Source organism: Lujinxingia vulgaris (assembly GCF_007997015.1).
Lineage (GTDB): Bacteria > Myxococcota_A > Bradymonadia > Bradymonadales > Bradymonadaceae > Lujinxingia > Lujinxingia vulgaris.
In genome coordinates this window covers 73,526-85,465 of record NZ_VOSM01000008.1, presented here as the reverse complement: position 1 = coordinate 85,465, position 11,940 = coordinate 73,526, and the positions used below count along the sequence as shown (strand labels likewise).

Sequence of the window (11,940 nt, the reverse complement as noted above, 5' to 3'; positions counted from 1 at the left end):
ACAGAAGTGCCCCGCTCATCGTCGCCCCAACCCTCGTGCCAACTCTCATCGCCGCTCTCTCGATAGAACTTCGCAGGACTCGCTCACATGCACCTCGCCAGGCTGGCTGCAGGCCCACGCTCCTGGCCACAACCACACACCCTCCCCCGGATCTTCCAGCCCATCAACGCCCGGCCCGAAACCTTACTCCGCCGCGCGCCCCGCCCACCACGACACGCCCACGGCCACCACAGCGGCGATAAGCGCCGCCATCCAGCCCGTCAGCGTATCGTCACCGGGCGCGCCCCCGCCCGTCTTCGAGGTCTCCTCCGAGGCCACATCGACCTCCTCCACCCCCACGCCCTCCTCCACCGGGAGGTTCACCACATACGTCGGAAAAGACACATCAAAGACCATCGGCCAGACCCGGTCGCCGGCCTGCGCGCGCCCCACATGCCGATAGCCCCCGGGCCCCTCCATCATCACCCGGTTCTCCAGGGTGACGGCCAGCGCGCCCGGCTCACAGCGCGAAGCCACATGCAGATGCACCCGACCGTCCTGCCCCATAAGGTTCACAAAACGGGAGTCTTCCAATGTGCAGGGCGCCTCGTCGGCCCAGACGCGCAGCCGGCGAACCATATACGACTCCAACTCCTCGGCCCCCTCCTCAAGGTGCGCGCGCTCAACCTCCTCGCCATGCCCCACCCACCCCAGATGATGGGCCAGATCGCCTGCCGAGATGCTCACCAGCTGCTCGACGAGCCCGCTCTCCCTGTCGATCTCCACCAGGTGCGTGCTCTCATCGCTCTGGTGGGCGTACGCCGAGGGCATCCCAAGCAAGAGTCCCACCACCATCGCCCCACCCGCATAAACGCTTGCCCATCGGCTATTTTCAAGTCTCAACGTCTCCCCCGCTCCCTCTCAAAAATATACACTGCACCTCCCTCACATGCGCAGACCAGTCGTCGTGTTGAAAGCGTAAGCGCGTGAATCGGCGCCGGCACCTGCACCTCCTGCACCGGCTCGCCAACGCCGGGAGCGTAGATGAGCATGCGCCCGTCTTCGCCGCCGGTCACAAGGTAGCCGTCTTCGCGGTAGGCCAGCGCGCGCCCCTCGCCATGATGACCTTTAAGTTTGCGCGGGCGGCTGTCGCCCTGGCGCATCACGCGCACCGCCCCGCTGGCCTCCACCCAGGCGACTTCCCCCTCGAAGGTGGCCAGCGCCATCACGCGGCCCTGCCCTTCGAGCTGGTCGATCAAGAAGCCCTGCGGGTTCCAGAAACGCACCTGCCCGTCGGCGCTGGCGCTGATCACCCCGCGCGCCCCAAACGCCACCGCCGTCACCGGACTCGCGTGTGGGGCGAGCCTGCCCACGCACTGGCCGCGCTCCAGATTCCACACCCGGACGCGTCCCTCCTCATTGCCGGTGAGCACTCGGCGGGCGGCCACGTCCACGGCCGCACAGCGAAGCGCGCTGTCGCCGGTGGCAATGGTCGCCTCGGCCACACGCGAAGCTTTGCCCAGCGCGGCCCGGGGCAACATCCACATCCAGAGCTCGCCAGACTCGGCCACCCCGCAGAGTGAGGCCTCATCGACCAGAAACGAGAGCGCGACCAGCGGGCCTCTAACCTCGAACTTCGTCTCCAGCTCACCGCGGGCCTGCCACAGCGTCAGCTCCCGGCTCGCGCCGCAGAGCGCCATACGCCGGCCGCTCTCCACGCTGGCGAGCATCAGCGGGCCGCGCTCCTCAACGCGAAGCTGTCGGGCCGGCGCATAATCGCCCAGCGCGCCGACTTTGCGCTTCAAGATGGCCATGCCCGGCGCGGCCGCCGTGGCCCGATCCCAGAACTCTTCGAGCCCCAGGCTCAGCCGCTGTGCGCCTTCCTGTTGCGAGGCCGCCGCAACCTCAGGCACCACAAGCTCATCTTTGCGCGCGGCCTGCCCGGGCTGAAGGCGCGAGGAGACCTCCGAGTCGGCTGCGCCTATCAGGGCCTCCGGCACGCTCTGCGCGCTGGTTGAGGCGTCGCCCAGAGTCATCTCCGGCAGGGCCTCTTCGCCGCGCAAGATCCCGCGCACATGGTCGCTGACGTTGCTGCGCCTGGTCGCTTCCGCCTCACTCTTATGCTGACCCCGCCCCTGGGTCTTCTCTCGCCGCGCAAACGCGCTCAAATCCTGCGCGCGCGTCAGCTCTCGCTCAGGCCCCGGGTCGCGCACCCCACCGGGCGCGTTGAAAAGCCCGCCCCACATCTGCGTGGAGTTTCCATAGTTCTCATCGACCTCAGCCTCGCTCTCCTCGGCCACCGGATCGAGCGTGGGAGCGACTGGCTCATCTTCCTCAAAGACCGGCACCGTCCCCGGATCAAGCGCGGCGGGCTCAGAGACCTCGCGCGCAGGCACGCCGCGGCGGGCGGTGCGGTGGGAGCTGCGCTCCTCGGCCCATGGCGAGGAGCCGGCCACCGGAGGAAGCGCGTCGGCGTCGAGCATCTGCGTGGCCGCGTCGCCATCAAAAGACGCATCCTGCTGATTTTGCTCGACTTTTATCGACTCCGCCGCATCCCGCTTCGCCTCACTGGCGGCCGTCGGCCAGCGTGGCGCGTCGTCTTCGTCGCGTTCTTCGCGCTCGTCGCGCACCGCCGAGCCCAGAAAGGAGGTCAGCGTGCGCGCCCCGGAGACCTCCCCGGGCCGCTCGCTCACGGCGAGCTCTCCGGAGCGCTCCACCACCGGCGCCGCGTCCTCATCGTCCACCACCTCACTGCCCGGCGCGGCCTCATCAAGAGGCTCGGTCCCCGCGCCGACGGCCTCCTCCCCGCTGACGCTGGCGGCGACCTCCGGGTGCACCTCAATGCGCCCGGTGACGTCGTCCGCTCGCAGCGATTTAAGCCCTGGCGAGGTCACAGGCGCCTCATCCCCCACCTCCGAGGCGGCGGCCAGCGCTTCGACTTCGGCCACACGCAGCTCATGGGTGCTGTCCGCCCCCGAGGTTTCCGGCAAGTCCTCGTTCTCGTCCTCGACGGAAGGCTCGATACCCTCAGCCGACTCAGAATCTCCCGCGTCCCCGCCGCTCTCAGCCTCCTCCGGCGACGACGCCCCTGCGACCTCCGGCTCCGAGACATCTTCGTTCAACGCCGGCGCCGAGGCCGCGTTTGCCTCCTCGCCAGCCGACGCCTCATCGCCCTCATCCCCGCTTGCCATGCCAACTTCTGCGGCATCGCTCTCTGCCGGCGCCGGTTCAACCTCCGGCGAAGCAGTCTCCGCGGCGGGCGGCGCCTCCTGGCTTTCAACGTCACCAAAGGCCCCGAACACCTCGTCAAAAGCCAGGTCGTCGGGCACCAGATCGGCGATGGCGTCGCCCGGCTCAATGGGCACCGGGTTGTAGTCCGGATCCACCCCGACCGGTTTGGGTGCCTCATCGGCCTGCGCTTCACCGCGGGTTGAGGGCGCCGCGCTCCGGACCACCTCGGAGGGCAGATCAAAGGCCTCCCCCATAATATCCAGCGGATCGCTCTCGGCGTCGGCCGCGGCACCGACCTCGTTTTGCTCGGCTTGCTCGGCCTCCTCCTGCCTCAACTTCAGCGTGGCCGCTTTGAGCCGCGCGCGCAGCGAGCGTTTGACGGTCGATTTAATCTCAGGTTCGGGCTCGGGCTCAGGTTCAGGCTCCGACTCCGGTTCCCCATCCTCAGTGGCCGATGAGGCAGGCGCCGCCTCAACCTTTTCGACATGCTCAACCTTTTCCGCCACGTCCGGCTCGGAAGGCTCGACTTCCACGACCTCCGAGATCGCATCGCGCACCAGATTGCTCAGGCCGGCCCGCGACGCGTCCAGCACCACCGGCGCCTCGGGGGAGGGCTCAAAGATCGAGGAGAACACGCCTTCATCCACAAGATCGTCGGCCGCCCCTTCAAGCTCAATGCCTTCGGAGGGCTCGTCTTCCGCCCCTTCGGCCTCGTTCGCTTCAGCCTCCGCATCGTCCGCGCGCGGCGTGGCGAGCGCCGGCTCGGAGTGCTCTTCGAGGATGGCCAGGGAGGCGGCGTCCGCCGCGGCCAGCCGCTCTACGCTCTCCTCAAGATCGCCGGTGGCCTCGTCGAGCGCCGCGACCTCAACGTTTTCGTCGGGCTCGACAGGCATCTCCGCCGGAGGCGACGCTTCGGCCGAAGGCGCAGACTCGGAGTCGGCGCTCGCGCCCACAAGCCCCACCTCGGTGAGCTCCCCGCCGCCTTCGGGCTCACTGATTGGCCCGGACTCGCTGATCGCCGCGCCCGGCCCCATCGCCGGCGCGTCGCTCTCCCCCTCGAGTGAAGCTTCCGGTGAGGCCTCGATCTCCCCGCCATCCTCGGTGGGCGGAAAGACCTCGGGCTCGCTCAGCGCATCGGCCGCGTGCGGAGCCACCTCGGCTTCGCTCGCGCGTGGCGAGTTGGACGCTGGCGAGGTGGCGGGCCGCTCGAACATGCCGCTGTCGGGATGCTCGTTGCTCCAGCTGTTAAACCAGGAGTCGGAATCGCCGACCTCCCCCACCTCGCTGAGCGCGTCGAGGGCATCTTCCAGGGCGTCGAGCTCCGCGTCGAGATCGTCGAGGGGGTCGGGAGCATCGCTCGAAGGCGCCTCCCCACCACCGACAGATTCCCCTTTATCTTCAAACACATAACCCGACCCGGGGTCATCCAGAGAAGCCTCACCGGCGGCCTCCCCCTTCCCCTCGGAGCGCGCCGCACCCGGCGATGTAGGAGAGGCGTTGGAGACTTCCGAGGTCTCGGAGACTGCTGAGACTTCGGAGATCTTCGAGCCCTCGGAGCGCGCCTGAGCCCCCTCGGAGTCTTCGCCAAAAATACTGCGGGCCGAGGCCATCGCCTCGTCCATCATCGCCAGCGCGGTGCGGTGCACGCCGCTCTGCCAGCGCTCTCCGCGTCCGTCGAAGCGGCGCACCGTGGCGGTGGCCAGCTCCTCCTCATCGCCGGGTGCGCCGACGCGGGTGGTCTCGGCGCCCACCCCGAAGGAGGCCAGGTCGAAACTTCCACCCAGCTCGAAGCGCTCCACCGGCGCGCGTCCCAGCACCACCTCGCAGCGCATCGTCTTGAGCGACCACAGGCGAGCGGTGCCGTCGCTTGAGAGGCTCGCCAGACGCCCGCGCCCCAGCCACACCATCTCGGTGACCCAGTCGGCGTGCCCGCTGAGCACGCCTTCGAGCTGGCCCAGGGCCCAGTCCCAGACGGTCAACCGCCCGTCGTAGCTTGCGGCCACCACCAGGGTTGTGCGCGGCACAGCCATCAGGCGCACGACATAGTCGGTGTGAAAGCCCATCAAAAAGCGGGGCTTGAGCGGGGTGGCGCCAAAGACCCCCACGCAATTATCCCAGGAGGCGCTGACGATCACCGCGTCGCCGCCGGCCCAGCACACGTCGTCGACCCAGCCGGCGTGATCAAAACGCACGGCCTCCAGAGGCTCCTCGGCCTCCAGATCCCAGAGGTAGACGCCGTTATCCATGCACCCGCTGACCAGGCGGCGATGATCCTCGGAGAAGGCCAGCGCCAGGGGCCAGCCGCCCGAGCCGCGAAGCTCGCGCTGAGGTTTCAGCGTTTCGTCGTCGCCGAGCTCGGTGGACCAGATCACGATCAGGCGATCGCGGGCCGAGCTGGCCAGGCAGGCGTCGTCCTGCGAGAAGCTCAAGACCTCGATTTTATCGCGATGGACCGCGCCACGGGCCAACTTCGGGGCGCTCTCGCCATGGAGTTCCAGGAGCAGCACCTCGCCAGACTCGGCGCCCATGGCGAGCCGGGGGCGTTTCGAGTTACCCCGGTGGTGGGCCGCACAGACCAGCCTCAAGCCGGTCTCGATGCGCCATAACGAGCGCACGGTAGCCTCACTCCCCTCTTCAATCAGTCCGCCCAGATCCCAGCCGGCGACCTCCCCGCCGCTGAGCACGGTGACCAGCACCTGCCCCTCCAGCGCAAGCCCCACGACCTGGCCCACCCCGTCGAGGCGCAGCTCTCCGGCGGCCGCTTCTTCGCGGGGGCCGCTCTCGGCGCTCGCACCGGGCTTCGCTCTCCAGATCTGCACCGGCGAGGAGCCTATCGCGATGGCGAAAAGACTCGACTCGGGGTCGTGGGCGTACAAGGGGCGCTGCACCATATCCCTCTACCTTCTACTGCGACGACACGCGCTTCGACGGCGAAGCCACGCCCCCCACCCGACGCTGCCGGCGGTGCCAGGCGCTTTTAGCGCGTGGCCTACGCCGCCACACAGCTGTGGGGACGGCGAAACTCTACGACATCGCCCCCACGCTGAAAAGACCGCCGCAGCCCCGGGCTCTGCAACTCCCCCTCGACACCGGCCCCGCACTCCGCTTGAATAGGGCGCATCGCCCCACCGTCTATCGCTGACCATGACTCGCCACACACCTCCCCCCCGACGATCGAGCTTCCCCTATGTTTTATGCGCCCCGTCGGCATGTTCTTACCCCTTTGCATCTGCTGGCGCTGCTGTGCGCGCTGCTCACCTTAAGCGCCTGCGAGCAGCTCCAGCAGGTCGCCGAGTTTGTCGACTCCATCAGCACCGGCGCCCCCTGCGAGAGCGGCCTGGAGTGCCTGGGCGGCTATTGCCTCGACGAGCAAGATGGCTATCCGGGTGGCTACTGCTCCGAGCTCAGCTGCGAAGAGGAGGGCTGCCTGGGATTTTCATCGGAGTGTCTGGTGCTGCCCCTGGCTGGCGAGGCCGCCTGTTACGAGCGCTGCGATCGTGACAACAGCTGCGAGCGCGCCGGTGAGGGCTACGCCTGCACGCTGGTCGACGACACCCCGGTATGCCTTCCGGCCGACCTGGCTGTGGGCAGTGAGCCCGGCAAACCCGGCGCCCCCTGCACCAGCGATGTGGCCTGCGAGGAGGGCCTGACCTGCCTGACCAACCTCTACGGCGGCTACTGCGCCAGCATCGGCTGCAACCCCGACCAGGGCTGCGACGACGGCGCCTGCGTTACGCTCAACCCGGAGGCCGAGGCCGACGACGTGGTCTTCGCCTGCATGGCCGCCTGTGAGAGCGACCAGGACTGCCGCTTTGGCTACAGCTGCCTGGCTAATGACGAAAACGAGCCGGCCTACTGCCAGGAAAACGAGCAGTCCGAAGGCCCCCGCAACCCCGATGGCGCCGACGATGGCGAGCCCTGCGGCGCCAACCTGGGCTGCAAGGGCGGAAGTTGCATCCGCGAGGTTGAGAAAGACAATGGCGAGGTCTCGTTTCCGGGCGGCTACTGCACCACCCGCTACTGCAGCGATGATGAAGACTGCAACGGCGGCATCTGCCTGGTGCAAAACAACCATCCCACCTGCATGGCCGGCTGCGCCACCGACGCCGACTGCCGCCAGGGCTACAGCTGCCGCACGGGGCGCGAGGGCCGCTCCTTCTGCGACTCCACCACCGCCCCGCCCGAGATCGACACGAGCGGCGCCCCGGCGCTGGAGCTCGTCTGCGGCTCACAGAAAACCTACGACGTTGAGGTTGATGCCGGCGCGGTAGGATTTTTGCTCACCCCCTTTAACCCGGGCGGCCTGGCCATTGAGCCGCGCACGCTGCGCCGCCCCGATGGCTCCACCCTCAACATCCAGAACGACTATGCGTTTCACGCCATCAACCCGGCGATCCTCACAAGTCTCGCGCCGATGCTTTTCCCGGCCACCAACGACACAAGCCTGGCCAACACCTTTGGCGGGGGCACCTACCAGATGGGCGTGGCCTCCAACGCCTCGGAGACCTGCCACTACGTCATCGCCCAGCCCTCGGCCGGGCGCACCTTGCGGCTGCGTTTCTACCTCATAGGCGTGCCCGGCTTGAGCGCGGCGACCGCCGCTTCCAACCGCGATCTTCAGGAAGCCATCGCCACCATGGCCACCATCTACGATGCGATGAACATCGAGGTGGAGGTCGCCGCCTACGAAGAACTCTCCGACGAGCTCACCGACTCGTACAGCATCGTCCGCACCCTGGACGACGCCTTCGATCTGGTCGCCCTCTCGGAGGCGCCGGGCACCACGCTCGATGAGAATCTGGTGGTCAATGTCTTCCTCATCGACGACTTCGCCGTGGAAGACTCCCCGGGCTTGCTGGGCATCTCGGCGGGGCTTCCCGGAGCGGCCGGCCTGCACGCCAGCCCCGCCTCCGGCCTTGTCTTCTCGACGGCCGGCCTGGGCGAAGACAACGCCACCATCGGTCAGATCCTGGCGCATGAGGTCGGCCATTACCTGGGCCTTCGCCACACCACCGAACACCTGGGGAGCGCGCAGGATCCCATCACCGACACACCCAGCTGCCTCTTCCCCAACCTGGGCTATTTCTGCGACGACGCCGAAAACTTCATGTTCCCCTTCTCGCTCGGCCCCGACCAGCGCCTGACAACCTCCGGCCAGTCCTTTGTGCTGAGGCGAAACCCGCTGGTGCGTCCCTGAAGCCTCACCATTGAATGCGGAGCGCGTGCGGCCGGTCTTACCCTCGCTCGCCACGCGACCTCACCCTCTTGCCCACAGCCCTTCCCGGGGATCTTTTATGTATCCGACACCACGCCAGACACTCGCCACCCTGCTGCTCCTGGTCGCGACTCTACTGAGCGCTCCGGCCGCCGCGCAGTCCTCACCGACCCACGGCGACCACGACCAACCCGCCCGCCCCGGGCTCAATGACCCGGCGACCGACACACAAAACGCCCCCCACGCCCGGGGCGCTGAAAGGCTGGCGTTTTTACTCTCCGGTTTTGAACATGTTCCCGATCGCCGGGAGCTCGACCAGGTCGGAAGCCCCGCCGAAGTTGTCGGCTGGCTCAACGCCTTTCTGAACGATCCGGAGGAGCGCGCCGTGATCCGCCTGCGCGCCCTCGATCTCCTCAGCCTCTACGCCAGCGAGGAGGCCCGCGTGCCGCTCTCCAGGCTCGCCGCTGCCGACCACCGCGCCGACGACCACCCGCTCAACGCCTCGGTCCGCACCCGCGCTCAGGCGCGCCACCGCGCACTCACCGCCCTGGCCCGAAACGATCACCCGCAAGCCTTCGATATCTGGCGCGACGCCCTGAAAAGCGACGACATCCAGATCCGCATCACCGCCATCGGACTTTTGCGCCGCCACGCCCCCGAGCGCGCCCTGCCGCACCTTGAGCAGCTGGCCACCGAAGACACGCGTCCCGCCGTGCAACGCGCGTTAAATCGCCCGATCGGGGGAGCCTCTAACGCCCCCTCGCGTCTTATCCCCTGAACGCCCAACCTCCCAGAATGCTTTGAGCTTTATCACTCCGGCTGCCCCCTTTCCCCGGGCATAAGATCGACGCCCACCGGGTTGCCTGCACCGGGTAACTTCAGTATCCTCAACACCGCTGATGTCCCCCTTAGAATAATGTGTGATCTTCGCCCGTATCCTCCTCGTTGACGGGCCCGCGTGCCGCATAACCTCGGTGCGCCCCTTAAACCCGCTGCTGACGGCGACCTGATGACCGACGATCATCCCTACGACCACGACGATCTCTCGGAGAGCTCCGAGGCGACCATGATCGTCGACGCGAACACACTTCGACAGGCCCGCGCTCAACAAAAGCAGGGTCGGGACCAGGCCTACCTCATCGTCATCTCCGGCCCCCACACCGGCAAGATGTTCAAGGTCGACAAAGACCAGGCCACCCTGGGTCGCTCCTCCCGCGCCGAGCTCCACGTCAACGACGTGGGCATCTCGCGCAACCACGCCCGCATTATCACGTATGGCGAGGACGTCTTTGTGGAGGATCTCCAGAGCGCCAACGGCACCTACCTCAATGGGGACCGCCTCTTGAAGCGTCAGCAGCTCAAAGACGGCGACAAGATCACGCTCGGCTCCACCACCATCCTCAAGTTCACCTACCACGATGAGCTCGAGGAAAATTTTCAAAAGCAGATGCTCGACGCCGCCCTGCACGACGGGCTGACCGGCATCTACAACAAGAATTACCTGCTCAATCACCTCTCCACCGAGCTGCCCTTCGCGCTTCGCCACGGCACCTTTTTGAGCGTGGTCATGTTCGACGTCGACCACTTCAAGCCGGTCAACGACACCTACGGCCACCTCGCTGGCGACATGATCCTCAAGAACCTGGCTGAGATCACCTCCGGGGTCCTGCGCACCGAAGACGTCTTCGCCCGCTACGGCGGCGAAGAATTCACGATCGTCTGCCGCGGCACCCCCGTCGACCAGGCCCAGGCCCTGGCCGACCGCGTGCGCATGGTGATCGAGCGCCACGACTTCGTCTTTGAGGGCACGCGCATCCCCATCACCATCAGCCTGGGCGTGGCGGGCCTGCCCCACCACACCGCCCGCACCCCCGAGGAGCTCATCGGTCTTGCCGACCAGGCCCTCTACGACGCCAAACGCGGCGGTCGAAACCGGGTGGGGGTGGCGCCTTTTTGAGGGCGCTGCGCGCTAGATAACGCGATGAAGCAACGAAAAACGCCCGGGCGATAGCCCGGGCGTTTTTCGTTTAGCTTCAATAACTTACTACAGGCGTTTGGCCACTCACCTGCCTCACCGGCACCCTCGGCGGCGTAGGGTGGTTCGGAGCGTGGCGGGTTTATTATGAATCGCGACCACGAGCGTTGTTCGTCATATTCTGGGATATGTGGCGGACAAAACGTTTTGTCGCTCACGGGTGCGCGACAATGGCGTTTGTCACTCACAGAACCCGAAAGATGGCGGACAAATCTCGTTGTCTTCCATCGGTGAGCGACAAGCCCCTTTGTCACCCACGAAACGCAAAATGTGACGGTCAACGCGTTTTGTCGTTCATGGACGAACGACAAACGCGTTTGTCACTCACAAAACACGATCGATGACGGACAACACGTTTTGTTGCTCATATATGAGCGTCCAGGCGGCGGTGACGAACGCTCCCTGAACTCCGCCCGCCTCCCCACCCATTTTCTTGCCCCCCACCCACCTCCCGGTACTCTGCCGGGGCCATGCATCCTTTACTCGCACATATCCATCCGGCCCTTCGCACCGCACTGCTGGCCTGGCTGACAAGCCGGGCGGCGTTGTGGGCGGCGCTCTTGCATACGGGCACCTGGGAGACGCTGCGCCTCTCGGAGTCGTCGCCCATCTCCGGGGTGATCAGCCACGTCTTCAACGTCGCGCTGCAGACCGCGCCGGCCGGCGCCGGCACCGCCGCGCTCACGCTCGCCCCCTGGGTGCTGCTGGAGCTTGCAACGTTGTGGGCCGCGCTGTGCGTCTACCGTTTTGCCCGCAACACTGAGCTGCCCCAGGTCGCCGAGCGGGCGGTGTGGCTGTGGTGTTTTAATCCTCTGCTCGCGCTTAACGCCACCGACTGGACCACCTCGATGGCCGCCGCGCTGGGCGCCGGCGCCATCGCCTCGATGGTCACCTACGCGCCGCGTCGCGGAGCCTTTGCGGCGCTGGTGGCGATGGGACTGCGCCTGGAGTTTGTGGTGATGTGGCCGGCGATGATGATCGCCGGATGGAAGGCGCACCGCCCCGGAAAAGATCCTCAGGACACGCCCTGGCTGGGCGCGGTGGTGCCGCCTGTAGCCTTTGCGGGCTGGATGGCCGTGGCCTGGCATACCGGCCAGCTGCGCCATCTTCATGGCGATGCCGCCTGGCGCGACTTTGGCGCGCTGAGCTTGCCCGCAACACCGGAGGTGCTGCTGCTGGCCTGCGCGCTGGGCGCAGCACTGCTCGCCATGCGCTACGCCTCGCGCCACCCGGCCTGGTATCTGCTCGCTGCGCTCCCGGCGCTGGCCTGGCCCTTTTTGCAGGTGCCGGCGGCCTTTGCTGCGGTGACCTTCGCCTGGGCCCTTCCCACGGCGGTGCATCTGGCGCTGGCCACCGACGACCGCGCCGTGGAGCGCCCCCTCTTCGCCGGCTTGATCATTGCGTTTATGCTATGCTTGCCCGGCATCTCCATCGGGGCGATCTAGCCTTTTACGCGCGACAACCTTTTGCCGCGCCGCAC

6 protein-coding genes are annotated in these 11,940 nt (G+C 67.0%); 4 read left to right on the top strand and 2 right to left on the bottom strand.

What is annotated here, in order from left to right; all coding sequences use genetic code 11:
• Positions 1 to 183: 183 nt before the first annotated feature.
• Positions 184 to 828: a hypothetical protein gene (locus tag FRC98_RS21640; RefSeq protein WP_230467669.1), complete on the bottom strand. Its 645-nt coding sequence runs from the start codon at positions 826 to 828 to the stop codon at positions 184 to 186.
• Positions 829 to 878: 50 nt separating this feature from the next.
• Positions 879 to 6,101 carry a hypothetical protein gene (locus FRC98_RS15440; protein ID WP_146982341.1) on the bottom strand — a complete coding sequence of 1,741 codons (5,223 nt, stop codon included), beginning with the start codon at positions 6,099 to 6,101 and terminating at the stop codon, positions 879 to 881.
• Between the two features lie 296 nt (positions 6,102 to 6,397).
• Between FRC98_RS15440 and FRC98_RS15435 the strand changes: the two genes are divergently transcribed.
• From FRC98_RS15435 to FRC98_RS15420, 4 genes are all read left to right on the top strand, one after another.
• The gene (locus tag FRC98_RS15435) at positions 6,398 to 8,407 is read left to right on the top strand and encodes a zinc-dependent metalloprotease family protein (protein WP_146982340.1); all 2,010 of its coding nucleotides are present in this window, start codon (positions 6,398 to 6,400) and stop codon (positions 8,405 to 8,407) included.
• A 97-nt stretch (positions 8,408 to 8,504) separates the two neighbouring features.
• Complete coding sequence (locus FRC98_RS15430; protein WP_146982339.1) at positions 8,505 to 9,203, top strand: HEAT repeat domain-containing protein; 699 nt, start codon at positions 8,505 to 8,507, stop codon at positions 9,201 to 9,203.
• 231 nt (positions 9,204 to 9,434) lie between these two features.
• Complete coding sequence (locus tag FRC98_RS15425) at positions 9,435 to 10,382, top strand: GGDEF domain-containing protein (RefSeq protein WP_146982338.1); 948 nt, start codon at positions 9,435 to 9,437, stop codon at positions 10,380 to 10,382.
• A 548-nt stretch (positions 10,383 to 10,930) separates the two neighbouring features.
• Positions 10,931 to 11,905: a hypothetical protein gene (locus tag FRC98_RS15420; protein WP_146982337.1), complete on the top strand. Its 975-nt coding sequence runs from the start codon at positions 10,931 to 10,933 to the stop codon at positions 11,903 to 11,905.
• Positions 11,906 to 11,940 lie beyond the last annotated feature (35 nt).

Bases quoted from the DNA above. Each gene is read 5' to 3' on its own strand.
- FRC98_RS15440 (WP_146982341.1), bottom strand. From the start codon at position 6,101: ATGGTGCAGCGCCCCTTGTACGCCCACGACCCCGAGTCGAGTCTTTTC.
- FRC98_RS15435 (WP_146982340.1), top strand. From the start codon at position 6,398: ATGTTTTATGCGCCCCGTCGGCATGTTCTTACCCCTTTGCATCTGCTG.
- FRC98_RS15430 (WP_146982339.1), top strand. From the start codon at position 8,505: ATGTATCCGACACCACGCCAGACACTCGCCACCCTGCTGCTCCTGGTC.
- FRC98_RS15425 (WP_146982338.1), top strand. From the start codon at position 9,435: ATGACCGACGATCATCCCTACGACCACGACGATCTCTCGGAGAGCTCC.
- FRC98_RS15420 (WP_146982337.1), top strand. From the start codon at position 10,931: ATGCATCCTTTACTCGCACATATCCATCCGGCCCTTCGCACCGCACTG.